27 protein-coding genes and 1 tRNA gene are annotated in these 26788 nt (G+C 61.6%); 9 read left to right on the forward strand and 19 right to left on the reverse strand.

Annotated features, from left to right (window positions below; all coding sequences use genetic code 11):
- The first annotated feature begins 4 nt into the window (after positions 1-4).
- Positions 5-1201 carry a phenylacetate--CoA ligase family protein gene (locus EGN72_RS10055; RefSeq protein WP_127047132.1) on the forward strand — a complete coding sequence of 399 codons (1197 nt, stop codon included), beginning with the start codon at positions 5-7 and terminating at the stop codon, positions 1199-1201.
- Between the two features lie 121 nt (positions 1202-1322).
- Here EGN72_RS10055 and EGN72_RS10060 read toward each other — a convergent pair whose 3' ends face one another.
- A complete protein-coding gene (locus EGN72_RS10060; protein WP_127047134.1) occupies positions 1323-2207 on the reverse strand; it encodes a LysR family transcriptional regulator in 885 nt (294 codons plus the stop codon).
- Positions 2208-2360: 153 nt separating this feature from the next.
- On the opposite strand from EGN72_RS10060, the gene EGN72_RS10065 reads away from it, so the two are divergent.
- From EGN72_RS10065 to uvrC, 5 genes are all read left to right on the forward strand, one after another.
- A complete protein-coding gene (locus EGN72_RS10065) occupies positions 2361-3179 on the forward strand; it encodes a S49 family peptidase (protein WP_127047431.1) in 819 nt (272 codons plus the stop codon).
- Positions 3180-3181: 2 nt separating this feature from the next.
- A complete protein-coding gene (locus tag EGN72_RS10070; protein ID WP_233587113.1) occupies positions 3182-3382 on the forward strand; it encodes a hypothetical protein in 201 nt (66 codons plus the stop codon).
- A gap of 13 nt (positions 3383-3395) precedes the next feature.
- Positions 3396-4331, forward strand: a complete 936-nt coding sequence (locus tag EGN72_RS10075) for a calcium/sodium antiporter (protein ID WP_127047433.1) — start codon at positions 3396-3398, stop codon at positions 4329-4331.
- A gap of 1 nt (position 4332) precedes the next feature.
- Positions 4333-5112, forward strand: a complete 780-nt coding sequence (locus EGN72_RS10080) for an SDR family oxidoreductase (RefSeq protein WP_127047138.1) — start codon at positions 4333-4335, stop codon at positions 5110-5112.
- A 311-nt stretch (positions 5113-5423) separates the two neighbouring features.
- Positions 5424-7289 carry an excinuclease ABC subunit UvrC gene (uvrC, locus tag EGN72_RS10085; protein ID WP_127047140.1) on the forward strand — a complete coding sequence of 622 codons (1866 nt, stop codon included), beginning with the start codon at positions 5424-5426 and terminating at the stop codon, positions 7287-7289.
- A gap of 42 nt (positions 7290-7331) precedes the next feature.
- Here uvrC and EGN72_RS10090 read toward each other — a convergent pair whose 3' ends face one another.
- From EGN72_RS10090 to EGN72_RS10135, 10 genes are all read right to left on the reverse strand, one after another.
- Positions 7332-8246, reverse strand: a complete 915-nt coding sequence (locus EGN72_RS10090) for an ornithine cyclodeaminase family protein (RefSeq protein ID WP_127047142.1) — start codon at positions 8244-8246, stop codon at positions 7332-7334.
- Positions 8243-8869 carry an HAD family phosphatase gene (locus tag EGN72_RS10095; RefSeq protein WP_127047144.1) on the reverse strand — a complete coding sequence of 209 codons (627 nt, stop codon included), beginning with the start codon at positions 8867-8869 and terminating at the stop codon, positions 8243-8245. Before EGN72_RS10095 ends, EGN72_RS10090 begins: the two co-directional genes overlap by 4 nt.
- A 1-nt stretch (position 8870) precedes the next feature.
- The gene (locus EGN72_RS10100; RefSeq protein WP_127047146.1) at positions 8871-9884 is read right to left on the reverse strand and encodes a DMT family transporter; all 1014 of its coding nucleotides are present in this window, start codon (positions 9882-9884) and stop codon (positions 8871-8873) included.
- 49 nt (positions 9885-9933) lie between these two features.
- A complete protein-coding gene (locus EGN72_RS10105) occupies positions 9934-10386 on the reverse strand; it encodes a YaiI/YqxD family protein (protein WP_127047148.1) in 453 nt (150 codons plus the stop codon).
- 6 nt (positions 10387-10392) lie between these two features.
- Positions 10393-11223 carry an S-formylglutathione hydrolase gene (fghA, locus tag EGN72_RS10110; protein ID WP_127047150.1) on the reverse strand — a complete coding sequence of 277 codons (831 nt, stop codon included), beginning with the start codon at positions 11221-11223 and terminating at the stop codon, positions 10393-10395.
- 11 nt (positions 11224-11234) lie between these two features.
- The gene (locus EGN72_RS10115) at positions 11235-12161 is read right to left on the reverse strand and encodes an AEC family transporter (RefSeq protein ID WP_127047152.1); all 927 of its coding nucleotides are present in this window, start codon (positions 12159-12161) and stop codon (positions 11235-11237) included.
- 170 nt (positions 12162-12331) lie between these two features.
- The gene (locus EGN72_RS10120; protein WP_127047154.1) at positions 12332-13537 is read right to left on the reverse strand and encodes a winged helix-turn-helix domain-containing protein; all 1206 of its coding nucleotides are present in this window, start codon (positions 13535-13537) and stop codon (positions 12332-12334) included.
- 170 nt (positions 13538-13707) lie between these two features.
- Positions 13708-14214 (reverse strand): ribbon-helix-helix protein, CopG family, encoded by a 507-nt coding sequence (locus tag EGN72_RS10125; protein WP_127047156.1) that lies wholly within the window; start codon positions 14212-14214, stop codon positions 13708-13710.
- Between the two features lie 50 nt (positions 14215-14264).
- Positions 14265-15461, reverse strand: coding sequence for a 23S rRNA (adenine(2503)-C(2))-methyltransferase RlmN (gene rlmN / locus EGN72_RS10130; RefSeq protein ID WP_127047158.1), 1197 nt, complete (start codon positions 15459-15461; stop codon positions 14265-14267).
- 96 nt (positions 15462-15557) lie between these two features.
- Entirely contained in the window at positions 15558-16082 is a 525-nt protein-coding gene (locus tag EGN72_RS10135) for an invasion associated locus B family protein (RefSeq protein ID WP_127047160.1), read from the reverse strand.
- A 190-nt stretch (positions 16083-16272) separates the two neighbouring features.
- Here EGN72_RS10135 and EGN72_RS10140 point away from each other — a divergent pair, with 190 nt between their 5' ends.
- Together EGN72_RS10140 and EGN72_RS10145 are read left to right on the forward strand one after the other, a co-directional pair.
- Positions 16273-17262, forward strand: a complete 990-nt coding sequence (locus EGN72_RS10140) for an asparaginase (RefSeq protein ID WP_127047162.1) — start codon at positions 16273-16275, stop codon at positions 17260-17262.
- Entirely contained in the window at positions 17259-17672 is a 414-nt protein-coding gene (locus tag EGN72_RS10145) for a hypothetical protein (RefSeq protein ID WP_127047164.1), read from the forward strand. The genes EGN72_RS10140 and EGN72_RS10145 overlap by 4 nt, the downstream gene beginning before the upstream one ends.
- A 283-nt stretch (positions 17673-17955) precedes the next feature.
- Here the strand turns inward: EGN72_RS10145 and EGN72_RS10150 are convergent.
- Positions 17956-18032 (reverse strand) — tRNA-Pro (locus EGN72_RS10150).
- 77 nt (positions 18033-18109) lie between these two features.
- Entirely contained in the window at positions 18110-19066 is a 957-nt protein-coding gene (locus tag EGN72_RS10155) for a DMT family transporter (RefSeq protein WP_199743735.1), read from the reverse strand.
- Positions 19067-19237: 171 nt separating this feature from the next.
- Between EGN72_RS10155 and EGN72_RS10160 the strand changes: the two genes are divergently transcribed.
- Positions 19238-20128, forward strand: coding sequence for a DMT family transporter (locus tag EGN72_RS10160; RefSeq protein ID WP_127047168.1), 891 nt, complete (start codon positions 19238-19240; stop codon positions 20126-20128).
- 16 nt (positions 20129-20144) lie between these two features.
- On the opposite strand, the gene EGN72_RS10165 is transcribed toward EGN72_RS10160, so the two are convergent.
- From EGN72_RS10165 to leuC, 6 genes are all read right to left on the reverse strand, one after another.
- Entirely contained in the window at positions 20145-21062 is a 918-nt protein-coding gene (locus EGN72_RS10165) for a calcium/sodium antiporter (RefSeq protein ID WP_127047170.1), read from the reverse strand.
- Between the two features lie 173 nt (positions 21063-21235).
- Complete coding sequence (gene leuB / locus EGN72_RS10170) at positions 21236-22345, reverse strand: 3-isopropylmalate dehydrogenase (protein WP_127047172.1); 1110 nt, start codon at positions 22343-22345, stop codon at positions 21236-21238.
- 78 nt (positions 22346-22423) lie between these two features.
- The gene (locus EGN72_RS10175; RefSeq protein WP_233587103.1) at positions 22424-23506 is read right to left on the reverse strand and encodes an endonuclease/exonuclease/phosphatase family protein; all 1083 of its coding nucleotides are present in this window, start codon (positions 23504-23506) and stop codon (positions 22424-22426) included.
- Positions 23503-24312, reverse strand: a complete 810-nt coding sequence (locus EGN72_RS10180) for a hypothetical protein (protein ID WP_127047174.1) — start codon at positions 24310-24312, stop codon at positions 23503-23505. Before EGN72_RS10180 ends, EGN72_RS10175 begins: the two co-directional genes overlap by 4 nt.
- A 283-nt stretch (positions 24313-24595) precedes the next feature.
- A complete protein-coding gene (gene leuD / locus EGN72_RS10185; protein WP_127047175.1) occupies positions 24596-25201 on the reverse strand; it encodes a 3-isopropylmalate dehydratase small subunit in 606 nt (201 codons plus the stop codon).
- Complete coding sequence (gene leuC / locus EGN72_RS10190) at positions 25201-26604, reverse strand: 3-isopropylmalate dehydratase large subunit (RefSeq protein ID WP_127047177.1); 1404 nt, start codon at positions 26602-26604, stop codon at positions 25201-25203. Before leuC ends, leuD begins: the two co-directional genes overlap by 1 nt.
- Positions 26605-26788 lie beyond the last annotated feature (184 nt).

A 26788-nucleotide genomic window follows, 5' to 3' on the forward strand; every position in this document is an offset into this window, starting at 1 on the left:
AGCCATGACCCATTTCGACGCCTTGGAAACCCGCAGTCAGGATCAGCGCGAAGCCGATCAGTTGCGCCAGCTTTGCGCCCAGATCGCGCGGGTCGCGACCGCGCCGGGGGCCTGCCGCATCACCGATGTGCAACCGCAAACGCTCGCCGATCTGGCCAAGCTGCCGGTGCTGCGCAAATCGGACCTGAGCACTTGGCAAAAGGAAAACCCGCCCTTTGGCGGCATCCCCACCGCCAATATCCACCACATCTTTCAATCGCCGGGGCCGATCTATGAACCCGGCGGCACCAGCCATGACTGGTGGCGCATGGGCCGGTTCCTGCACGCCTGCGGCATTGGTGCTGCGGATATCGTGCAGAACTGCTTTGGCTATCACCTGACGCCAGCGGGCATGATTTTCGATTCCGGCGCGCGGGCCGTGGGGGCAAAGGTGATCCCCGCAGGGACCGGGCAAACCGAATTGCAGGTGCGCGCGGCGGTGGATATCGGTTCTACCGCTTATGCGGGCACACCGGATTACCTGAAGATCATTCTGGACAAGGCCGACGCCACGGGCGAGCGGTTGAAGATCACCCGCGCGGCGGTGGGCGGCGGTGCGCTGTTCCCGTCTTTGCGCAAGGAATACGCGGACAGGGGCATCCAGACGCTGCAATGCTATGCCACGGCCGATCTTGGCAATATCGCCTACGAATCCCCCGCGATGGAGGGGATGATTCTGGACGAAGGCGTGATCGTTGAAATCGTGCGCCCCGGCACCGGCGACCCGGTCGCGCCGGGCGAGGTGGGCGAGGTGATCGTCACCACGCTGAACCCCGATTACCCGCTGATCCGCTTTGCCACCGGCGATCTGTCTGCGATCATGGAAGGCACCAGCCCTTGCGGGCGCACCAACACCCGCATCAAGGGCTGGATGGGCCGCGCCGACCAGACCACCAAGATCAAGGGCATGTTCGTGCGCCCCGAACAAGTGGCCGCCTTCGTCGCCGCCCATGAAGAGGTGAGCCGTGCGCGGGTTATTGCCACCCGGAACGGCGAAATGGACGAAATGACAATAAAGGTTGAAACCCGCGCGGCAAATCCGGCGTTATATGAAGGGACCGTCCTTGAAACGCTGAAGCTTCGGGGCAAGGTTGAACTGGTTCCGCCGGGCTCGCTGCCCAATGACGGCAAGGTGATCGAAGACCTGCGCCAATACGACTAACCGCACGCCCCCGGCACGGTAGGGGCCATGGTTTTGCCGCACAACAAAGGGGCGGATACCACCCGCCGCCACAGACAGCAGCGGGCAACCGCTTGGCGTTGGATCGTCAGGCCGGGCGGGTTCAGCCCGGCCGCGCCCTGCGGCGCGCGAGCGTAAACAGCGCCTCGACCATCGGGGTCAGCGGGTCACGCGGGGCGGCGACAAGGCCGACTTGATGCTCTGCCTCTGGCTCCACAATTGGAATGGCGACCAGATCGCCTTCCGTCACCATCTGCGCCAGCCCCATCGGCACGACCGAGGCCCAGAACCCGGTGCGCACATGCGAGATCAGCGCGATGGAGGAATTGCTTTCCACCTGTGCCTCAACCCGGGTTCCGGCCTCGGCCAGATGCTGGTTGATGATGCGGCGGTTCTGCATGTCACTGGTCAGCAGGCACAAAGGCTGTGCCGCAACCTCGGCCCAGGTCACTTGGCGCTGCCCCGACAGGGGCGACCCCTTGGCACATAGCAGTCGGTAAAACTCGGTGTAAACCGGGGCAGAGATCACCCGGCCCAAAGGTTCATTGTCCAGATAGGTCAGGCCCGCATCCAGCTCCAACGCCTCAATCCCCGCCAAAATCTCGGTGGAGGTGTGCGAGGTGATCTGCAAGCGCACACCGGGGTGCTTTTGCGCAAACGGTCCGGTCAGATCGGCGATCACCGGCAGGGCGGTGGGAATGACGCCAAGGCGCAACACGCCCGTCAGCCCCTCTTTGGCGGCGCGCATTTCAGCCCGCAGCGCACGGGCATCGGCCACGATCCGCCGCGCCCAATCCAGCGCGCGCTGCCCTTCCGGCGTCAGCCCCTGAAAGCGAGAGCCGCGAAACACCAGTTGCACGCCAAGCTGATCCTCCAACTGCCGGATTGCCGAAGACAGCGTGGGTTGCGTGACGCCGCAGCGCAAAGCGGCGCGGCCAAAATGCGCCTCTGCCGCAAGGGCGAGAAACATCTCCAGCTTGTCGATCATCACGGCCCCCCGGTTTTCGCCCCTGTGCTGGCAGGGCTTTTGCGCGCCAGACCTGCGCGATACCTTGCAGGAAATGCCACGCAGCGCAAGAAATCCGCAACTTCCAGCGCAAGCCGCCTTGTCGGGCAGGGCAGTGCAGCTTACATCGGCCACATGCGCAAACACATCCCCTTTCTGAACAAGCCGGCCTTCGTCCCGGTGATCCGCCTGTCCGGCGCCATCGGCGGCGGCAGCCGTTTCAGCCCCGCCCTCAGCGATGCGGCCCTTGCCCCGCTGATCGAACGCGCGTTTTCGCGTGGCAAACCCACCGCCGTGGCCTTGGTCATCAATTCCCCCGGCGGGTCGGCGGTGCAATCCAGCCTGATCGCCGCGCGTATCCGCAGGTTGGCGGATGAAAAGGGCATCCCCGTGCATGCCTTTGTCGAAGATGTCGCCGCCTCGGGGGGCTATTGGCTGGCCTGCGCCGCCGATAATATCTGGGTCGATAACAGCTCTATCGTCGGGTCCATCGGGGTTATTTTTGCCAGTTTCGGTTTCCCCGGTCTGATGGCCAAACACGGGGTAGAGCGGCGCGTGCATACGGCAGGCACCTCTAAGTCGCTGGCCGATCCGTTCCTGCCCGAAAAGCCCGAAGATGTCGCCCGCCTGAAGGCGCTGCAAGCACCGATCCATGAGGCGTTTATCGCCCATGTGAAGGCCCGGCGCGGCCAACGGCTCAGCACCACCACCGACCTGTTCAACGCCGATATCTGGGTGGGGCAGGGCGCGGTGGAACTGGGGCTGGCCGATGGCGTGGCGCATCTGGTGCCAAAGATGAAGGCGCTTTACGGCGATAAGGTGGCCCTGCGCCCGATGGGGCAGCGCAAACCCTTCCTTAGCCGCTTTGGCCTTGGCCAGATGGGCGCAGATATCGCCGCCGCAACAATGGCCGAGGTGGAAGAGCGCGCGCTCTGGTCCCGGTTCGGGCTTTGATCGTGGTTAAATTCGTCTCTCTTTTTCTGGTCGTGATCGTGGTCTTGGCGATGTTTGGCAAACTGGGGTGGCTGGGCAGCCTTGCGCCAAAGCGGATGCGCGACGCCACCCGGCGCAAGCCCGTGACCTGCCTGAAATGCGGCCGCCATATCATCGGCTCCCATGGCTGTGACTGCCAAAAATCCACCGGAAACAAGGGATAGCCGCGCTGTGCTGATGGATGTTGTATATGTGATTGCAGGGCTTGTGCTGCTGGTGCTGGCCGGTGATGCCTTGGTGCGCGGCTCGGTCAATCTCAGCTTGCGGCTGGGGATTCCGCCGCTGATCGTGGGCCTGACGGTGGTGGCCTTTGGCACCTCGGCGCCCGAATTGCTGGTGTCGGTCAGCGCCATTCTGGACGGTGTGCCGGGCATCGCGCTGGGCAATGTCGTGGGGTCCAACATCGCCAATATCCTGCTGGTGCTGGGCGTCCCCGCGATGATCACGACCATTCATTCCAGCACCTTGGGCGTGTCGCGCGGGTTTATCACCATGCTGGCCGCAACGGCATTGTTCATCGTGCTGTGCTTCATGGGGCCAATCACCTGGTGGCATGCCGCGATTTTGCTGGTTGGCTTGGCGCTGATGATCCTGGACAACATCCGCAGCGCCCGCGGGGCGCGCACGGCTGCCTCGGTCGATGATCTGGAAGGCGCAGACCTGTCCGCCCCGTGGTGGAAGATCATCGCCTTTCTGCTGGCTGGCATCATCGGCCTGCCCCTTGGCGCAGATTTTCTGGTGGAAGGGGCCGCCAATATCGCCCGCATCTTTGGGATTTCGGAAACCGTGATCGGCTTGACGCTGGTCGCCGTTGGCACCTCGCTGCCGGAACTGGCAACCTCGGTGATCGCGGCGTTCAAGAAACAGGCCGATGTGGCGATGGGCAATGTGATCGGCTCTAACGTGTTCAACCTTTTGGGCATTATCGGGGTGGCGGGCTTTGTCGGCCCGATCCCGGTGCCTGCGTCGATGCTGCAATCGGACCTGTGGGTGATGGCGGCGACCTCGTTGCTGCTGATCCCGTTTATCCTGATGCGGCATGATATCACTCGCACCGTCGGTGCGCTTTTTGTGGCGGCCTATGCCGTCTATACCGTTTCATTGGTGGTGTAATATGGCACGCGCACTTGTCACCGGGGCTGCACGCAGATTGGGCCGGGCGATGGCCCTGTATTTGGCCAAACGGGGCCATGATGTCGCCATCCATTACGCCAGTTCCGCCGCCGATGCCGATGCGACAGTGGCCGAGATTGAGGCGATGGGTCGCCGCGCCGTCGCCCTGCAAGCCGATCTGCTGGACGAGGATGAAACCGCATCCCTTATCCCCCGCGCGACAGAGGCACTGGGCGGGCCGCTGACCGTGTTGGTCAACAATGCGTCGATCTTTGAATATGACAGCATCCGCAGCGCCACCCGCAGCAGTTGGGACCGGCATATCGGCTCTAACCTGCGCGCGCCCTTTCTGCTGACGCAGGCTTTCGCGGCCCAGGCCCTGCCCGCGACCCTTGACGAAAACGGAGAGGCGCTTGCCCCGTCGCTGATCGTCAATATGCTGGACCAACGCATCCGCAAACTGACGCCCGAATTCATGACCTATACGCTGGCGAAAATGGGGCTGTGGGCGCTAACCCAAACCGCCGCACAGGGGCTTGCACCGCAGATCCGCGTCAATGGCATTGGCCCCGGCACCACCATGATCGGCACCCGCCAGACGCAAGACCACTTTTCCAGCCAGCGCGCCAACAGCCCGCTGCAACGGGGCGCGAACCCGTCGGATATCACCGCCGCTCTCGGGTTTTTCCTCGATGCGCCCGCCGTTACCGGGCAGGTGCTTTGCGTCGATGGCGGCCAACATCTCAGCTGGAAAACACCGGATATTATCGGCGATCAGTAGGTTTCGGCCTTGACCCTGCGACAAGTTGTGCACCGCACACGGGTTCGTTACAGAATCGTTACTATTTCTCCTTTCTTTTCAGTTATTTGCCATGCGTATAATAAAATATTGTTTGAAATCAGATATTTGCAAATATGCCCATTTTTTAGGCAATGCTTGGAAAGGGGCCAAATACAAGGGAAATTCCGGACTGGCAGATTATTCCTAACAGAGTTATCCACAGAAACCGGGGATAGGTTTCCTCTTGCCCCGGCCCGTGGTTCATTGCAGCGATCAGGGGAATCAACGTATCTCAGACGGAAGTTTAGCGCGTGACAGAAGACGGAGCAGAAATCCCGACCGGGCATGGCGTCATTCAGGCCTATCTTAAAACGATAGATGGCTCTCCGGGGGTCTACCGGATGTTGAATGCGGCGTCCGAGGTGCTTTACGTCGGCAAGGCGCGCAACCTGCGGAACCGGGTTTCCAACTATGCACGGCCTTCGGGACATTCGGGCCGGATTGCGCGAATGATCTCGGAAACCGCGTCGATGATGTTCCTGACCACGCGCACCGAAACCGAGGCGCTGCTGCTGGAACAGAACCTGATCAAGCAGCTGAAACCGCGCTATAACGTGCTGCTGCGCGATGACAAATCGTTTCCCAATATCCTGATCCCGACCGATCACCCTTTCCCGATGATCAAGAAGCATCGCGGCAAACGGTCGGAAAAGGGGCATTACTTTGGCCCCTTCGCCAGTGCAGGCGCGGTGAACCGGACGCTGAACCAGTTGCAGCGCGTGTTTTTGCTGCGCAACTGCTCAGACGCGATGTTTGCCAGCCGCACCCGCCCGTGCCTGCAATATCAGATCAAGCGCTGCGCCGGGCCTTGCGTCGACAAGATCAGCGCCGAGGATTACGGGCGCCTCGTGGCCGATTCCAAGCGCTTTCTGGAAGGCAAGACCACCGATGTGCAGGCCAATCTGGCCGCTGAAATGTCGCGGGCATCCGAGGAGATGGAGTTTGAACGCGCCGCCGCGCTGCGCGACCGGATCAAGGCGCTGACGCAGGTGCAATCGGCGCAAGGGATCAACCCGCGTGGCGTGGCCGAGGCGGATGTGATCGCGCTGCATCTGGAAAACGGGCAGGCCTGTGTGCAGGTGTTCTTCATCCGCGCCAATCAAAGCTGGGGCAACCGCGATTTCTACCCCCGCACCCCGGCCGGGGCCGAGGAGCCGGAGATTCTGGAAGCCTTCCTGACCCAGTTCTATGACGACAAGGAACCGCCGCGCCTGCTGTTGCTGTCGCATCCTGTCGATAATGATGACCTTGTCGCGCAGGCCTTGTCGGAACGCGCGGGCCGCAAGGTGGAAATGTCCGTGCCCCAACGCGGCGAAAAGGCCGAGCTGGTGGAAAACGCCGCCCGCAACGCCCGCGAAAGCCTTGCGCGGAAAATGTCGGAAAGTGCCACGCAGAACAAACTGCTGTCCGGTCTGGCCGAAGCCTTTGATCTGGACGCCCCGCCCAAACGGATCGAGGTTTACGACAACTCCCACATTCAGGGCACCAATGCTGTGGGCGGCATGATCGTGGCGGGGGCCGAAGGGTTCCTGAAATCGCAATACCGCAAGTTCAACATCAAATCCGATGCGGGCGCCAACAGCGACGATTTCGGCATGATGAAAGAGGTGCTGACCCGCCGCTTTGAACGCCTGCTGAAAGAAGACCCCGATCGGAAAACCGATGCCTGGCCGGACCTGTTGCTGATCGACGGCGGGGCGGGGCAGGTTTCGGCGGTAGAAGGGATCATGGCCGAACTCGGCGTCGATGATATTGCCATGATCGGTGTCGCCAAAGGGGTGGACCGTGATCACGGTAAGGAAGAATTCCACCGCCCCGGCCAGCGCCCCTTTGCTCTGCGGATGAATGACCCCGTGCTGTATTTCGTGCAACGTCTGCGCGATGAGGCGCATCGCTGGGCCATTGGCGCGCATCGGGCCAAGCGCGCCAAAGCCGTCAGCGCCACGCCTTTGGATGATATTCCGGGTGTTGGCGCGGCCCGCAAACGCGCGCTTCTGGCGCATTTCGGCTCGGCCAAGGCGGTCAGCCGCGCGGCCATTCCTGACCTGATGGCCGTGGACGGAATTTCCGAGCCCTTGGCGCAAAAGATCAGCGATTTCTTCAACGCCAAGGGCTAAGGCCGCCTGCCTGCACCTGATATCAGGCGCAAGCCGCCGCCTTTACCGCCCTTTCCACGCCGCCAGAATGTAGGAGGCCGTCATCAGGTCCAGATGCGCGCCGCCGCCGTTCTTGGCGATGGTAATCTCATCCTCGCTGCGGCGGGCATAGGTGCCCTTGGACAGATCGTAGAAATCCGCCTCGATATCGCCTTCGGTAATCGCGCCAGAGGCCAGTGGTTTCATCAACTCACCAATATGGTGCAGCGTGGTGGCGCGGGCATCGACAAAGACGCGGGCGCGGGCCATGGCGGCATCATCCACCTCGCGCATGTCGGGCCTATAGGCCCCGATCAGGTCAAGGTGCTGGCCGGGCTGCAACCATTCGCCCATGATCAGCGGCTCTTTCGACATGGTGGCCGTGCAGATGATATCGGCGGCGCGGGTTGCGGCCTCAAGCTCTGTGGCGACCTGCACGCCGTGGCTGTCGGCAAAGGCCTTGGCCGCCACCGGATTGCGGCCCCAGACGGTGAAGCGCGCATCCGGGATCAGGCTGGAATAGGCGCTGATCATCGACGCCGCAACCGTGCCCGCGCCCACCAGCAAGATGTTCCGACTATCCGGCCGCGCCAGTTTCTTGGCCGAAAGCAGGCTGTCCCCGGCGGTTTTCCATTTGGTGACAAGGTGAAAATCCACCAACGCCTCCAGCACGCCGGTTTGATCGGCGTAAAGCGTGACAGCCCCATTGACCGAGGCCAGCCCATGCGCGCCATTGCCGGGAAATACCGTCGCGCATTTCACCAACTGGCCCAAGCCATCAATCCATGCCGCACGGTTCAGCAATGTATCATTGCCCCGATACAGCAAGCTGTCGGCCACCTCGGCGCGCGGCAAGCGGTGCCCCGCCTCCAGCGCATCGGTCAGGCTGTGCCAGCTCAGCAGGGTTTCCGCCTCGGCGGGGACGATTTCAATGGTCATGGCATGGCCTCCTGTGGGGTAAGCAGTCCTGCGGTGTGCAGGCAATCGGCCCAGCCTTGCGGGCCGGTGAAAAGATGGGTTTGCCACCCGCGCGCGGCGGCGGCGGCGATGTTTTCCGCGCGGTCATCGGTAAACAAAAGCGCCGCGGGGCTGATGCCGCAATCCGCCTCCAGCATCTCATAGATCCGGGGGCTGGGTTTGGTCACTTTCATCCGGCCCGAGACATAGGCGCGATCAAACTCATTCAGAAACTCATACTGGGTTTGCGCATAGGCAAAGGCATCATCGCCAAAATTCGTCAGCGCGAAAACCGGGATGCCCTTGGCCCGCAACCGCCGCAGCAAGGTGATCGACAGTTCAATCCGGGGAGAGGCAAGGTTGATCCAATGGTCATACCACCAGCGGATCTCGGCTTCCCATTTCGGATGGGCGGCGGCAGTGTCATAGATCGTATCGCGGAACAGCCCGCCTGCATCGACGCGTTCGTTCATGCCGTGCAGGTCCACCTCGGCAAACAAGGCGCGGCGGCGCGCTTCGCCAATGCGGGCATCGTAATAGCGTTCCGGCTGCCATTCGATCAGCACATTGCCGATGTCAAAGATCACCGCCTCTGGGGTCTGCATCTCAGCTATCCGTTTCCGTCCCACCAAGCGCCGAAGATCGCAGGTTTCCGGGGGCGGATGCAAGGGGCGGATCCACCGGATTGGCACGGGTTTCACGCCACACCACATACAGCCCCGCGCCACAAATCAGCGCGATGCCCAGCCATGCAATCGGGTCCGGCCATTCGCCAAAAATCACCAGCCCGAACACAATCGCCAACGGCATGGAGATATATTCGAACGGCGCCACCACCGCCGCCTCACAAGACCGGTAGGCATGGGTGATCAACAGCGCCCCAATCGCCGACGACAGCCCGATCAGTGCCAAAATCGGCCAGTCGCCGGGCGTGGGCCAGACCCAAGGGCGCGTCAGAAAGGCCAATGAGGCGTTCGCCTCAGAGTAAAAGGCCCCGCCGCCCAGCACCAACCCGCTCAGGATACAGACCGCGACAAAGGTCATCTGCACATAAAGCGTCAGCGTGACCGCACTTTCCGTGGCCCCCATGCGGCGCGTCAGCATATGCAGCATCGCATAGCAAAAGGCAGCAAACAGCGGCAGCAACATGGCGGGGTGGAATATCCCCATCCCCGGCCGCAGCATGATGATCACACCGATCAGCCCAACCCCCACAGCGGCCCAACGGCGCGGGCCCACCTTTTCGCCCAGCATCGGCACCGACAGCGCCGTAATCAGCAAGGGCGCAACAAAGAACAACGCCACCGCATCGGCAATCGGCATCGCCGCCAGCCCCAGAAAGAAACAGAAGTTAGAGGTGACAACAAAGCCACCGCGCAGCAGATGCAGGCCCAGACGCCGCGTCCGAAACGCCGCCAATCCGCCGCGCGTGGGCAGCACCAAAACCATCATCACCGTCAGCCCGATCAAAGACCGGATCAGCACAATCTCATGCAAGGCATAGCCGCCCGACAAGAACTTGATCGAACTGTCATTGATGGAAAAGAAACACGAGGCCCCCATGGCCGAGGCAATGCCCAGCAGCAGGATACGGCGGTCAGTGGCGGAATGATCGGTCATCCGGCAAGGCAACACGGCACAAGCGGCCCTGTCTGTTCCCTGCGCGACATCACAGCGCTTTTGCCGCGCGCGTCACCCGCTCCAGCGCTTCGGAAAACCGCGAGCGGTCGGCCTTGGAAAACGGCTTGCCGCCGCCTTGCCGGAACGGGTCAGCGCTGCGCAGGTCCTGCATCAGATCGCGCGTGGCCAGCACTTGCCCGATGTTGCGGGCATGCAATTCCTCGCCATTGTGTTTCAACACCTTGGCCCCCGCCTCCACGCATTTCGCGGCCAAGGGGATATCGCCCGTGATGACCACATCACCAAGACCCGCGCGTTCGGCAATCCACATATCCGCCACATCCGGCCCGTCCGAAACGAACACACTTTCCACCAAAGGGTTCTGCGACGGGCGAATGCCCCCGTTCGACACAAGGATCATCCGCAACCCATGCCGCGTGGCCACCTTTTCGGCCTCGGCCTTCACCGGGCAGGCATCGGCGTCGATATAGATCACCGTCATGCGCGGCTACGCATACAGCGCCTCGGTGTGAAAGGCGATATGATCCTCCATGAAGCTGGAGACGAAGTAATAGCTGTGGTCATAGCCCTTTTGCATGCGGACCATCGCATTTTGCCGGCTGGCCATCATCGCCTCGGCCAAGGCTTCGGGCTTCAACAGATCCAGAAACTGATCCGCCGCGCCCTGATCAATCAGAATAGGCCCGTCAAAGCCGCGCTTCTTCATCAGCAAGGTCGCATCATGCGGCGCCCATTTCGCCTCATCCTCGCCCAGATAGGCGGTGAACTGCTTGCGCCCCCAGTCACTTGCCGAAGGGTTGGCAATCGGCGCAAAGGCGGAAACAGAGCGGAAGCGACCGGGAAAAGACATCGCAATCGTCAGCGCCCCATGCCCCCCCATGGAATGGCCCATGATGGCTTGGCGGCCCTCGTCCAACGGATAGGCGCTGAACAGCAGATGCGGCAATTCCTCGGTCAGGTAATCCCACATCTTGAAATGCCGCGCCCATTTCCCTTCGGTGGCGTTCACATAAAACCCGGCGCCTTTGCCCAGATCAAAGGCCTCATCATCCGGCACATGATCGCCGCGCGGGCTGGTATCGGGAAAGATCAGCGCGACACCATTTTCGGCGGCCCAGCCTTGCGCGCCCGCCTTGGTCATGGCGTTTTCATGCGTGCAGGTCAGCCCCGACAGATACCAGATCACCGGCACCGCCTCATGCTCGGCCTCCTCGGGCAGGAACAGACCAAAGGTCATATCACAGCCACAGACCTCGGAGGCGTGGCTATACACACCTTGCACACCGCCAAAGGCCCGGTTTTCAGAAATGGTCTTCATCGTCTTCCCCTTCAGCCCATGACAAGGGCCATAACAATCGTCACCGTCACGATGCTGATCGCGGTTGATATCAGGATCGAGGCCGAAACCCGCTGCGGGGCCACCCCGAAATGCTGCGCCAGAATGTAGACATTGCCCGCCACTGGCAAGGCGGCGGCGGCAATCATTACACCAGCAGGGCCGGGCTCCACCTTGAACAGCACAAGCGCGGCAAAGGCCACGGCGGCAGGGTGCAACACCAGCTTGCAAAACGACAGCCACCCCGCCACCGCCAACCGCTCCGCCGATTTGGTGGCAAGCGACGCCCCAATCGCGAACAGGGCACCCGGCGTCGCAGCCCCGCCCAGCAACGCCATGAAATCATTGATCGGGGCAGGCACCGCAAACCCGGTGGCAGACCAGCCAAGCCCCAAGACCATCGAAACGATCATCGGGTTCTTCAGCAACCCCACCCCCAACACACGCAACACACCAAGGCTCATCCGCCCTTCGCGAACGCCTGTGATGACCAGCGTGATGATCGTGGAAAACACAATCAGATCAATCGCAAGCACCATCAACACCGGCCCCGCCGCCTGTGGCCCCATCAAGACCACCAGCATCGGCACGCCCAGAAAACCTGTGTTGCCAATCACCGCACATTGCGCCTCGATCGCGGCTTCCTCGGTCGAAATCCCGCGCCAAAAGGCAACCCCCATGGCAATTGCATAAACCACGCCACAGCCCCAAAGATAGGCCGCAACAAAGCGCCCGTCCCAAATCTCGGCCAAAGACAGGTTCGAGGCAAAGCGGAACAGCATCGCCGACAGCGCGAAATAAAACACAAACTTCGTCAGCCAGCCCGTCGCCTCAGGCGTGAAAAACCGCACCCGCCCCGCCCAATAGCCAAGCCCGATCAGCGCAAAAAAGGGCAAGGTCTTGAACAAGATGGGCAGCATCAAGCAGGCTCTTTCAGTTGATCATGCTCTAGCTTCCACGGCTCGGCCCCAGATGCAAGACAACCCCCGGAATTCCAAGGCCCCAGCGCTTTCTTTTCGGCAAAAATATCCTCGGGGGTGTCGCTTTGCGCAGCAAAGCGACTTCGGGGGCAGACAGCCCCCGCGCCCGGTCACCCGTCCCGCAGCCAGTCGTCGGCAAAGGCCACCCGGTCACACTCCGCAAACCGCGCCAGCTTGCCCAAGGCGGCCTCCAGCCGTGCCACGCGGCCCGGGCCCATTCGCACGCCCGCTTCCGGCCAGAAGGCGGTCACGCGCAAACAGCTTTCGTCGCGGAACGCCTTGGCATCGACCCGCCCGATCAAGCGCTCGCCTTCCAGCACCGGAAAAACGTAATAGCCATACTGGCGCTTGGCCTCGGGCACGAAAACCTCGATCCGGTAGAAAAACCCGAACAACCGCTCGGCCCGCGCCCGGTCGCGCAGCGCGGGATCAAAGGGGGACAAGACCCGCAGGCGGGCAGGGGCAGGCGGCAGGTTCGCCGCTTCCGTCACCACATCCGGGCGGGCAAAGCTGCGGCGCTGGCTGCCATCGGCGGCCTCGACCGCGATCTCGATGATCTCTCCCCGCCGAAGCGCCGCCGCGCACCAATCACGCGCCTCTGCATTGGGCACGGCGGCCCAATAGGCAGCCAGCTCCCCGGCGGTGGCAAAGCCAAGGCGGTCCAGTGCCGCGCGGCAGGCCCAATCCAGATGCGCGGCCTTCTCCACCGGCGCGTCCAGATGAGCGGCGGGGATCACGCGCTCAGTCAGGTCATAGACTTTCTGAAAATTCTCGCGCCGGGTGATGGACAGCACACCCGTCCGCCACAGCCATTCCAGCGCGGTTTTGGATGGGTGCCAGTCCCACCAGCCGCCCTTGCCCCGCGCCTCGCCCTCCCCGACATCAGAACAGGTGACAGGTCCCTCCGCCTCGATCCGGCGCAGGATGGTGTCAAACTGCGCTTCATAGCCATCGCGGAACCAGCGTTTCCACCCGTTCCGCAACCGCGCGGCATCGCGGTCAAAGCGGTGCTGCCACTGCGGAAACTGATGCACCGGGATGATCGAGGCGTCATGGGTCCAATGTTCGAACAGCGCCCGGTCACGTTCCAGCAGGTCTTTGAGCGCCTTGGGCCTGTAAGCCTGCCGCCGCGAAAACAGGATCATATCATGCGCGCGGGCCACGGTGCGGATACTGTCGACCTGCACAAATCCGATCCGGTCAATCAGCCCTGCCAAGTCTTCGCCTTTGCCCGGCCCTGTGGGGGCGTCGCCCAAAGCATGGCGATGCAGGAACAGGCGGCGGGCGAGGCTGTTGGAAAGGGTTTGCGGGGTCATGGAGGGCAGATTAGCAGGCGCAGACCTGCCGCGAAAGTGCCAGCGGAATCGCACGCGATTCTTTTGATATGCTATTGATAATAATAGAATACATTAAAATTTTTAACCGAAAATTAAGGTCTGCATCGCGGTTGTCGGGCAAGGCTGTGCCATGACCTTTCCGGCCAGTTTCAAGGAAATCGCGGTAGATAGGGATTCGCTTCAGACGCTGTTGTGTCGGGGGGCTGTTCGGGCCCCCGTGTCGTGGCAGCGGCCCGATCCAGAACGCGGCCCGCTATCCAGCTATGGCTATGGTTCGGAAAGGGAGCATTGAATTTGCGCATGAGCGCGTAATAGCTATAACCAAGCTCCGACGCCTTGCACAGACGTTCGCCATTTGCCGCCTTTTGCAAGATCAACCCACCACCGGATTCCGCCAGACGATAGCCTTTGGCGGTAAGCCGCCTTTGCAGATCACCCCAATGCGCGGCATAGGCAAAATCATCCGCGAGGAGCGCCCGTAAGGGAGTGACGAGCTGCTCATCCGCCCTGATGGGCGTCTTCGCTTGTTCGCGCCGCCGCAGGTCGCGGGTGATAGCTTCGCGGATCAACTGGCCCACGGACACATCCTCCTGCACCGCGATCCGGGTCAGGGCAGCGATGGTTTCAACCGGGAGTTTGAGGTCAAAGGGTTCCATACCCTTCACTTTGCGCCACCATGGTAAAGGCTAGGTTAACGCGGGCCGCCTTACCCGCCCAAGCCCGCCTCGGCCTCTATCTCCTTGCGCGATTTGCGCGCGCGCTCGGTCGCCGATTTCAACTGCCCGCAGGCGGCCATGATATCTTCGCCGCGCGGTTTGCGGATGGGCGAGGCATAGCCCGCCGCGTTGATGATATCGGCAAAGGCGTGAATCCGGTTGCCGGAGGAGCGTTTGTAGGGCGCGCCCGGCCATTCGTTAAAGGGGATCAGGTTCACCTTGGCCGGAATGCCGCGCAACAACTCGATCAGGCGGTAGGCATCTTCCTTGCTGTCATTCACCCCGTCCAGCATCACATATTCAAAGGTGATCCGTTCAGAATTGCTGAGGCCCGGATAGTCGCGCAGGGCATCCAGCAGGGTGGCGATGTTCCATTTCTTGTTGATCGGCACCAACACATCGCGCACCTCATCGGTGGTGGCGTGGAAGGACACCGCCAGCAGACAACCGATTTCCCGCGCGGTGCGCGCAATTTCCGGCACCACGCCGCTGGTGGACAGGGTGATGCGGCGGCGGCCAAGGGCAATGCCTTCGCCATCCATCACGATATGCATCGCATCCCGCACGTTTTCAAAATTATACAGCGGCTCGCCCATCCCCATCAGCACGATATTGCTGACCAGCCGCGCGGCCGGGTCGGCGTTGGACGCGCCTTTGACGGGCCATTCATCCAGATCATCCCGCGCCAGCATCACCTGGCCCACGATTTCCGCCGGGGTCAGGTTGCGCACCAGTTTCTGCGTGCCCGTATGGCAGAAGGAACAGGTGAGCGTGCAACCGACCTGACTGGAAATGCACAGCGTCCCGCGATCGGTTTCGGGGATATAGACCACCTCTACCTCATGCCCGCCTTGGATGCGCACCAGATACTTGCGCGTGCCATCCTCGGATATCTGGCGCGTCACCACTTCGGGCAGCACCAGTTCAAACTTTTCGGCCAGCAGGGCGCGGAAATCCTTGGACAGGTTGGTCATTTCGGCAAAATCGCGCAGGCCAAAGAAATACACCCATTGCCAGATTTGCCCGACCCGCATCTTGGCCTGCTTTTCCGGGCAACCCGCCGCAATCAGCGCCGCGCGCAACTGGTCCCGCGTCAGGCCGATGATGTTGATCTTGCCCCCTTCCGGCAGTTTGCGCGGAATGGTGTGAACATCTTGGGTGATCGGGGCAGTGGTCATGAGAGGCATCCTGTTGTGCAAGCCGGGTCTATACCGGATTCGCGGGCAAAAGAAAACGCCCCGGCGCGCGCGGCACCGAGGCGTTCTGAAACGAAAGGTAGCGGCTTATTTGCAGCGCTGTTCAGCCTCGGTCATCGCGGCGGTGAAGCCTTGCAGCGAGAACGTGTCTTTTGTCTGCGTGCCACGGCCTGAACGCGCGGTCACGATGGCGGAGGAACCGGCCTTCATGGCTGCCAGCAGCCCAGCGTCATCCGAGGTGTTTGCCGGCCAAGCCCATTCGCCATCGGTAAACAGCTCAAACTCTTTGCCGTCGATATTGACATTGACGGTCGAGCCGGAGGCGAAAGGGTAGCCACCGGTAAAGGAAACCTCACCCTTGGCACCGCCACCGGGGCGGAAGGTGACGAACATCAGAATGTCGCCGCGCCGTGCCGAGACAACCTTGCCGTCGCGGCTGTTCACGGTTTCCTTGGGCTTGGACACACCCCAGCATTCCTTGGGCTGTTGCCAGACACAAACGCTCCAGTCCGTTTTGGCGGAAACACATTCCGTTTCTGATTGTGCGAAGGCGGCGGAGGCCCCCATCCCAAGCAAAGCGCCGAAAAACGCCCCGATGATGCGTGATGTCATGTCGTTCACAGCCTCCAGCTGTTTGATGCCTCTGGCCCTTGCCACGTCACTAGTTGTGCTAGCTTTTCCTGTAGCGCGGGTGGTTTCAACTCGATATTCCATGCATAACGCAAAAAGGGCAGTCCGTAAAAGCCCCATGCGCAGAAAATCGCGCATGTTTGATGCGGAAAACGGGAGAGGGATGAAGAAAATGGCGCAACCAGTCGCATTTGCAGAGCTTTGGCGCGGTGGGCAGTTGGAAAGCACGCATCTGGGTCATGCCGTGATTTGCGGGGCCGATGGCTCTGTCGAGGCGGCATGGGGCGATCCGAACGCAATCATCTTTCCCCGGTCCAGTTGCAAGATGGTGCAGGCGCTGCCTTTGATGGAAAGCGGGGCAGGGCGGAATTTGACGCAGAAGCAACTGGGCCTTGTTTGCGCCAGCCATAACGGGGCGGCCATTCACACCGAGGCGGTCGCCGCGTGGCTGGCCGATCTGGGGCTGGGTGAGGCGGATCTGCGCTGCGGTATTCAGGAACCCGCTGACCGGCCAGAGCGCAACCGGTTGATCAAGACCGATGAAAGCCCCTGCCAGTATCACAACAATTGTTCGGGCAAACATGCGGGCTTTCTGATGCTCAACAAACACATGGGCGGCCATTCCGAATATGTGGAGGCCGACCACCCGATTCAGATCGCCATTCGCAACAGCTTTGAGGAAGTGACGGGCGAAACCAGCCGTGGTTACGGGATTGATGGCTGCTCGGCCCCGAATTATTCCACCTCGGTTCACGGTCTGGCCCGCGCGATGGCATTTTTCGCGACCGCCAAAGAGGGTGGCGATGCCCGGCAAGATGCGGCGTATAAGCTGTCGCGCGGTATGATGGCCTTTCCGGAAATGGTGGCGGGCGAGGGGCGCGCCTGCACCGAATTGATGCGCGCCATGGGGGGCAAGGTGGCGATCAAGACGGGGGCAGAGGCGGTGTTTGTCGCCATCATCCCCGAATTGCAAAAGGGTATCGCGCTGAAAGTGACCGATGGCGGCACGCGCGGGGCGGAACTGGCGATCTGTGCCTTGCTGGTCAAGCTAGGTGTGCTGGACCCGGAACACCCGGCCACCCGCAAATATCTTAACACCGTGGATCGAAACCGCCGCAACATCGAAACCGGCACGCTGCGGGCTGCCCCCGGCTTTGCATGACAGCAGCCGAAACGGTCTTGCTTGATTTGGGGGCATGGGCCCCCAAACTGGTGCAAACGGCGACAGGGTTTGAATTTCAGATGCCAGTGGAAAGCGGCATCGTCTCTTGGTCGCTAGCCTTTGCGGTCAGCGCGGAACAGGCGCGGGTGCTCTGCGCGGATGAACAGCGCTGCCATTTCCTTTGGGCCGCGCTGCACCATCCGCATCAATTGGGCCGCCTGTCACGGGCCGAGGTGGAAACCTATTTGCAGCGCATTGTCAGCGGCCCCTGCGCCGAGGCGGAGGCCTTCTTGTCGCAGCTTGATCTGGCCGCAAACCGGGCGATTTCAAACCATGTGCGGATCATGCTGGGGCGCGACCAAGCCGCGATGATCGCAGGTCGCTGGTTCCTGCCCCGCGCCCCAAAGTAAGAAACGCCGCCAGCCCCTTACCCGGTGCTGACGGCGTTCTTTTAGGTGTAGCGGACTGACCCGGCAATCCGGTCTGGGTGGGGGCAATAAGTCCGAACCACCGAGCCAATCTCAATCGCTACTGAAGCCTGTATGCCGGGGATTCGTGTCAGGATCTGGGCAAGGGTGGGGCATTGTTGCGGTGATTTCAAAACGCCGCCACCCGCCGCGCCGAAACCAGACGCCACACCCCGAAAGGCGGCCAGAAGGCCCGGATTTCGTATCTGTGATGAAGGCGGGAAATTGGTCGGAGCGAGAGGATTCGAACCTCCGACCCCCTGCTCCCGAAGCAGGTGCGCTACCAGGCTGCGCTACGCTCCGACCGTGAGGCGGGGGTTAAACCCATCGCGGCGCTTTTGCAATAGGGCAGAAGGCGCGTTTGAGCAAAAAAGCCGCGCTTACTTGTTTCCCCTGTCGCGTGACAGCAGCAGGCTGATGCGCGGCAGGGTGCCGGTTTCATGCCGGGTGCGCGATTCCAGAACCGGGCTGTGCTTGGATACTTTCGCCCGGCTTTCGCGCAGCACAATATAAAGCCCGCTGGCCATGATGACAGCCGCGCCGATCAGGGTGATCTGGTCCGGCGTTTCGTCAAAGATCAGCAGGCCAAAGATGATCGCCCAGATCATCTGGCTGTATTGCATCGGGGCCACGATCACCGCTTCGGCGTTCTTATAAGCGCTGATGATGAACAGGCTGGCGACGAAGCCAAAGGCGGCGATGACGCCGATCATGCCCAGATGTTCAATTGGCATGGGTTTGTAAACCAAGGGCAGCGCCGCGCCCAACACCAGGAAATTGGCAATCATCGGGAACAGCAGCAGCACGACCGAGCGTTCCTCTTGCCCGATCTTGCGCACGATGACCGAGGCGAGCGAGGAACAAACCGCCGCCAGCAAGGCCGCCGCATGGCCCAGGCCCAGCTCTGCCCCGGTTGGCCGCAGCACGATCATCACCCCGGCCAAGCCTACCACAATTGCAAGCCCGCGGCGGATGCCCACCTTTTCACCCAGAATGGGAATCGCCAGCAAGGTGATCAGCAGCGGCGTGGCAAACAGGATCGCATAGGTTTGGGCCAGCGGCAGCACCGAAAACGCGTAGAAGGCCGCAACGCCTGTAATCAGCGCCGAGACTGTGCGCAAAGCTGTCCACCACGGATGGCGCGGCCGCAGATTGCCATCATTGCGGTCCCCGATCAGCATCATCGCCACCAGCGGAAAGCTGAACGTGACCGAGAAAAAAATGATCTGCACGGGCGAATAATGCCCGCCCAGAAACTTCACAAAGACATCATGCGTCGCATAGATGGCAAAAGCGATCAGCGCCATCAGCGCCCCGCGCAGGTTTGATTTCACAATTGGCATCGACAGTCTCGGAAGCACTTGGGTTCGCTTTGGTATTGCGCCTGTTAGCGCTGTAGCGCAAGGGCAGAGCGGGTAAATTCCGCCATATCGCCCGCTTTGCCCCCCAAAGGCACGGGGGCGCAAAACCCGATTGGCAGCGCAGGGCGAAGCGGCTATGCCAAGGCTATGACCACAGCACCCACCCCAACCAAGAAACATCACCCTTTGGCGGGGCTTGTGCTGGGCTTTGTCGGGGTGGTCATTTTCGGGGCCACGCTGCCTGTGACCCGCGTGGCGCTGACGGGGTTTGACCCGGCCTTCATCACCTTTGCACGGGCGTTTCTGGCGGGGCTTGCCTCGGCCATTGCCTTGGTCGTTGCCCGTAAACGCCTGCCCAAACGCCACCTTGCCGCCTTTGCGATGATCGGGGTGACGCTGGTCTTTGGCTTTCCCGGTCTGGTGAATGTGGCGATGCAAACCGTGCCCGCCGCGCATGGCGGGATCGTGCTGGGGGTTTTGCCGCTGCTGACCGCCATTTTCGCGGCCCTCATCGGCGGAGAACGGCCCGGCCCTGCCTTTTGGGCTTGGGGTGTGGCAGGGGCGGCGCTGGTGCTGGGCTTCACGCTGCGGGGGGGCGGCTTTGTGCCGGGCATCGGCCATCTGTGGCTGGGCTGCGCGGCGATGGTATCGGCGCTGGGCTATGTGGTGTCGGGCAAGTTGGCGCGGGAATTGCCGGGGTGGGAGGTGATCGCATGGGCGCTGGTGCTGTGCCTGCCGCTGACGGGTCTGGGCACATGGTGGGCATGGGCAGGCGGGGTGCATGCGCCACAAGGCCCGGCGCTTTGGGCCTTGGCCTATCTGGCCTTCGGGTCCATGTTCGCCGGGTTCTTCTTCTGGAATGCCGGTCTGGCGATGGGTGGCATTGCTCGCGTGGGGCAGGTGCAATTGCTGCAAACCTTTGTCACGCTTGGTATTGCCGCGCTGTTGCTGGGGGAACAGATCACCCCGGTCATGCTGGGTTTTGCCGCAGCCGTGGCCGTGGTTGTCTGGTGCGGTCGCAAGGCGCGGGTGGCGTGACGCGCCTTGCGGCGCTTTAGCCCTGCGCCGTCAGGATATAGGCCGCATAAAGCGCCAAAGCAGCCACGCCGATACCGCGCCCGATGATCTTGCGGGTCAGCAGCAACCCCGTCAGCGCCACCGAAGCCGCGATCATGATCGGCAGATCAAAGGTCAGGAACCTGTCGGCCACGGGCACAGGGCTTATCAACGCGGTCAGGCCAAGGATGCCCAGCACGTTGAAGATGTTGGAGCCGACGATATTGCCAATCGCGATTTCCGATTGCTTGCGAAACGCCGCGATGACCGAGGTGGCGAGTTCCGGCAGCGATGTGCCCACCGCCACGATGGTCAGCCCGATAAACGCCTCTGACACGCCAAAACCGCGCGCGATGGAAACGGAACCTTCAACCAGAAACCGCGCGCCAAAGATCAGCGCGACAAAGCCCCCCGCAACCCAAAGCGCCGATACCAGCGCAGAGCTTGGGGCGGCGTCCAGATCTTCCTCGGCGGCGCTGCCCGGTTGCAGATAGGCCCATGTCAGATAGCCCGCGAGGCCCAGCACCAGCAACACGCCCGCCAACCGCCCGATCTGCCCCATGGCGAACAGCGGGATCAGCACAGCAGCGGCGGCCAGCATCACCGCCGTATCCCGCTTCAGGGTGGAGCCTGAAACGCGGATGGGCCAGACAAGGCAGGTCAGCCCCACGATCAACAGAATATTCGCGATATTCGACCCGATGATATTGCCAATGGCGATATCGGGCACGCCGCGCCATGCCGCTTCAACCGATACCAGAAGTTCGGGGGTCGAGGTGCCAAAACCCACCACCGTCAGCCCGATCAGCAAAGGCGAAATGGCCATGCGCCGCGCCAGCCCGACGCTGCCCCGCACCAGCCCTTCGCCGCCAAGAAACAGGCCGATAAGCCCGGCGACAACATAGATGTAATCCAATGAAACTCTCCCTCGGGCGGTTGTTCCGCCTTGGGGATTAAATGGTGGTGAGCGGTGGTCCGCCGCAAGGGGGGCTTGCGGGGCTTTTGTAAATAAATGCGGGCCGGTCGGGTTGTGGCAAATACGAAAAAGGGGGCCGTTTGGCCCCCCTTTGGTGCTGTCTCAATCCGGTCTTAAAGTGAGGCGTCCAGCGCCGCCACGATCGCATCGCCCATCTGGGCCGTGCTGATCGGGGTGCCGCCATCCTTGCCCATCAGATCGGCGGTGCGGGCGCCATCGGCCAGCACTTTTTCGACCGCTTTTTCAACCCGCGTCGCCTCATCCCCCAGATCGAAGGAATAGCGCAGCGCCATCGCAAAGCTGAGGATGCAGGCAATCGGGTTCGCCTTGCCGGTGCCCGCGATATCGGGGGCAGAGCCGTGGACGGGTTCATACAGGGCCTTCGGGCGGCCATTGGCCTGCGGCGCGCCAAGGCTAGCCGAAGGCAGCATCCCAAGGCTGCCCGTCAGCATCGCGGCGCAATCCGACAGCAGGTCGCCGAACAGGTTATCGGTGACGATCACGTCAAACTGCTTGGGCCAGCGCACCAACTGCATCGCGCCGTTATCAGCATACATATGCGACAGCTCTACCTCGGGGTATTCATTGTCATGCACCCATTGCACCTCTTCGCGCCACAGGATGCCGGATTCCATCACATTGGCCTTCTCCATCGAGCAGACCTTGTTATTGCGCCGCTTGGCCAGTTCAAAGGCCGAGCGGGCGACGCGGCGGATTTCCTCGGTGGTGTAGCGCTGGGTATTCACGCCCACGCGGCCACCTTCGTTATCCGGGAAAATCCCGCGCGGTTCACCGAAATAGACACCCGAGGTCAGTTCGCGCACGATCATGATATCCAGACCGGCGATGATATCCTTTTTCAGGCTTGAGAAATCGGCCAGCGCGTCAAAACATTGCGCGGGGCGCAGGTTGGAAAACAGGTCCATTTCCTTGCGCAGACGCAGCAGGCCGCGTTCCGGTTTTACGCTGAAATCGAGGTTGTCATACTTCGGTCCGCCCACCGCGCCCAGCAGCACCGCATCCACTTCCATCGCGCGGGCCATCGTTTTGTCATGCAGCGGGGTGCCGTGCTGATCATAGGCGCAACCGCCGACCAGATCTTCGGACACATCGAACTGCACGCCGCGCTTATCGCCGAACCATGCGATGATCTTTTTGACCTCGGTCATGACTTCGGGGCCGATGCCGTCACCGGCGAGGATGAGAAGGGAAGGATTGGCCAAGGAACGCTCCTGCATTTTAAGGAAAATGGGTTGGCGTTGGCCTAGCGTTTCAGGCGCGTAAGGTCAAGCTGCGCAGGGTTATTGCGGCGGGTGGGGCAAGGCGATATCCACCCAGACCGGGCGATGCCGCGAAGCGCGGGCCAGCGTGGCGGCCATCGGGTCCGCATCATCGGGCCACAGCACCCCTGCGGCCAGCACCGTCAGATCGGCAGAAGGCAGGATATACTCCACCCGCAAACCGCCGGGGTCATCATATAGCGCGGTATCCAGCGCCGGATCACCGCTTTGGCCCACATCCTGGCGCGGGTTCTGGCCCTTTGGGGCGGGGTCTTGCAGCGCCGGGTGGGTCAGCAGGGCGGTGATCGCCTGCGCGCGGCCATTGCCATCGACGGGGTCCAGATTGGCATCACCCAGCAGCACAAAGGGCGCAGGCGGGGCAGGGAAAGGCAGCGTGCCGTCCAGCATCCGCAGCCAGAAGGCGGCCTCATCATGGTTGCGGCGGCCGTTGCGATCCTTTGGCCCGTCAAAGACGGGGGGCGTTGCGTGCCAGACCAACAGGTGCAGCGGCGCGCCATCGGGCAAAAGAACAGGCACATCCCAATGCGCGGTGGTAGACAGGCGTTGAATCGCCAGCGCGGGTTCGGTCAGGCTGTCACCGATGCGGTTTTCGGGCAGGTCGCGCCACAGAAAACCGCTGAAATCACGGGCGTTTGCCGCATCAATCGGCAGGCGGGACAGCAGGGCCATACCCGCCGAGCCTGCGAAAAAGCCAAAGCCCTGCGCATCCCCCGGCCCGCCCTTGCGGCCATCGCCATCCATATCCAGCCCGGTGGCCATGCCGGTATTGGGGCGGGTGGCAAAGCGGTGCGGATAGGGCGCGCCCGCCTGTTCCAGCGCCTGCGCCAGTGCCGTCAGCGCGACAAGATCATGGTCGAAATCGACATCCGTCAGCACCAGCACATCGGCATCCAGCACCCGCAGCGTTTCGACGACGGCGGCGATCTGTGCGTCTTTGCCCGACAGAATATCGCGCAGCAGCAGGCCGGGGCCTTTGCGCCCCAGCGCGGCGTTATAGGTGGCAATACGCAGGCTTGCAGGGTCTTGCGCGAAACCGGGCTGCGCCATCGCCATCAGCAGGGCAATGGTCAGCCAGACCTTCACGCGGTGATATAGCCCGGCACGCCTTGTTCGGTGCTGCGCTCTCTTTTGTTGCGGATCATGCCGGCGATGCGGATCATGGCGATGCCGCGCATGAACAAGGAGGCGGGCAAGAAGGCCCAGGTTGCAATCACCCAAACCAGCGTGGGGGCGTAATTCAGATCAATCGCGCCCAGACCCATACCGCCCAGCTTGACCACCGCCGGAATAAGGAAGGGCAGCAAGAAGCCCATCGCAAGGTTGAAACGCGCGTCGCGTTCCAGCCGGGTCACCACATCGCCGCCCGCTGTCGGGTCAAAGGTGGGCAGGTTGATCCAGACATTGAACGCGCCATTCGTCGACGGCCAGTCGCGCAAGCGCAGGATGAGGGCAAAGATCGACAGGGCGATCAGCGAAAACAGATAGGCCACCCCTGCCGCAGACCGCACCGCTATCACCTGCGCGGGCGTGCTGTTCTCTGCCAGCGTCAAGGTGACAAGGCGCACGGGGGAATAGGGGAAATCCAGCGATTTGCCGATCAGAATGCCCACCGCCTCAAACAACCGCGCAAGGGTGGAGGGCATCACCTCGCTGCGGGCCATGATGGACAGGAAGAACACGATCGACAGCAGCATCAGAAAGCGCGTGCGGTTATAGGGCGGGGCATCGCGGAATTCGATCAGGCCGGGATAGGTTGCATTATATTCCACAAAGGTCAGCACGCCGACAAACAGCGCCACCAAGGCGACCATTTGCTTGCCGTCCGCCGTTACCCCCGGCAAAAGCACCGAAGGCGTCGCGATCAACACCATAACCATAAAGGCCCGCATAAGCGCGCCCGTGAATTGTGAAAGCACTGCTGCTCTACCCTCATGTGAGGCAGGTTCGATACGATGCCGAACCTTTATCCCCAGAATTTCCCGCCAATTGTGGCGGATTGCCTTAATCTTGCCCAAATTGTGCCTTCTTTCGGTTTCCCAAGCAACCATTGCTGTGAAGAAATCAAAAGTTTATGGCCGTTTAGCGGAAAATGTGTCGCTAGATTGCATCAAATTATGGTTAAAAAAAGGGCCGCCACGCGGGCGACCCTAGATGTTGTGTGTTGGGCTGAAATCAGACCCAAGGGCGCAGGGTGCCTGCTTTGGCCTCATAGCTGTCGATGCTGGCGGCCTTTTCCATCGTCAGGCCGATATCGTCCAAGCCATTCATCAGACAGTGCTTTTTGAAAGCGTCCACCTCGAAGGCAAAGACCTGCCCGTCCGATGCGGTGACGGTCTGTGCCTCAAGGTTGATCTCCATCCGGGCATTGGCGCCTTTTTCGGCGTCTTTCATCAACACATCCACAGCCTCTTGCGGCAAGATGATCGGCAGGATGCCGTTCTTGAAGCAGTTGTTGTAAAAGATATCGGCAAAAGAGGTGGAGATGACCGACTTAATCCCGAAATCGGCCAGCGCCCAAGGCGCATGTTCGCGCGAGGAGCCGCAGCCGAAATTGTCGCCCGCAACGATGATCTGCGCATCGCGGTAAGCGGGCTTGTTCAGCACGAAATCCGGGATTTCATTGCCCTGCCGGTCATAGCGCATTTCGTCAAACAGGTTCACGCCAAGGCCCGACCGTTTGATGGTTTTCAAAAACACCTTGGGGATGATCATATCGGTGTCGATATTGACCAAGGGCATGGGTGCGGCGATGCCGGTGACGGTGGTAAACTTTTCCATTACATCATCTCCCGCACGTCGGTCAGATGACCGGTGATCGCTGCTGCGGCAGCCATGGCCGGCGACACAAGATGCGTGCGCCCTTTGTAGCCTTGCCGCCCTTCAAAGTTCCGGTTCGAGGTCGAGGCGCAACGCTCACCTTCCGCCAATTGGTCGGGGTTCATGGCAAGGCACATGGAACAGCCCGCAAGCCGCCATTCAAAGCCCGCTTCCTTGAAGATATCGGCCAGACCTTCTTCTTCGGCCTGCGCGCGCACAAGGCCCGAACCGGGGACAACCATTGCCCGCATCCCGTCCTTGATCTTCTTGCCTTTCAGGATCGCGGCAGCGGCGCGCAGATCCTCGATCCGGCCATTGGTGCAAGAGCCGATGAACACGGTATCAATCTGAATATCGGTCAGCTTTTGCCCCGCGGTCAGGCCCATATAGTCCAGCGCGCGCTTGGCTGCTTCGACCTTGCCACCGCTGAAGCTTTCGGGGGCAGGTACAGAGGCGGTGATCGGCAGAACATCCTCGGGCGAGGTGCCCCAAGTGACGACCGGCGCGATATCTTCGCCCTTCAAGGTGATGACCTTGTCAAAATGCGCGCCTTCGTCCGAGAACAGGGTTTTCCAATAGGCGACGGCGGCTTCCCATGCGGCGCCTTTGGGGGCGTGCGGGCGGCCTTTGCAATAGTCGTAAGTCTTTTCATCCGGGGCGATCAGGCCCGCGCGGGCGCCGCCTTCGATGGCCATGTTGCACACGGTCATCCGGCCTTCCATCGACAGATCGCGGATCGCCTCGCCGCAATATTCGATGACGTAACCGGTGCCGCCTGCGGTGCCGGTGGCCCCGATTACGGAGAGGGTGATATCCTTGGCGGTGACGCCGGGGCGCAGCTTGCCAGTGATTTCCACCTTCATGTTCTTGGATTTCTTCTGGATCAGGGTCTGGGTTGCCAGAACATGCTCCACCTCCGAGGTGCCGATGCCATGGGCCAGCGCACCAAAGGCACCATGGGTGGCGGTGTGGCTGTCGCCGCAAACCACGGTCATGCCCGGCAGGGTCCAGCCCTGTTCGGGGCCGACGATATGCACGATGCCTTGGCGCACATCGGACACCGGATAATAGTGAACGCCGAAATCCTTGGCGTTCTTGTCCAGCGCATCGACCTGAATACGGCTTTCTTCGTTGTCGATGCCTTTGGCGCGGTCCAGCGTGGTGGGGACGTTATGGTCCGGCACGGCGATGGTTTTTTCCGGCGCGCGCACCTTGCGGCCCGTCATGCGCAGCCCTTCAAAGGCCTGCGGGCTGGTGACTTCATGCACCAGATGGCGATCAATATACAGCAGGCAGGTGCCGTCTTCGGCTTGATGGACGACGTGGTCGTCCCAGATTTTATCATAAAGCGTGCGAGCTTTCATGGCTCTGATCTCTCATATAGCTAGGATTATGGGGTAGGGCCGCGCAACTGGCGGCAGGCATCCGCGCCGGATCAAAGGCGCGCAAGCACGGTTCGGCACTGGCCGAAAAACCGCCAGGGCAAGCGCGCGCGATCATCCATGTCAAAAAAGCGTATCATGCGCGTTGTCATACGCGTTTCAGGCC

The sequence above is a fragment of the Pseudorhodobacter sp. E13 genome, assembly GCF_003991405.1.
GTDB lineage: Bacteria > Pseudomonadota > Alphaproteobacteria > Rhodobacterales > Rhodobacteraceae > Pseudorhodobacter.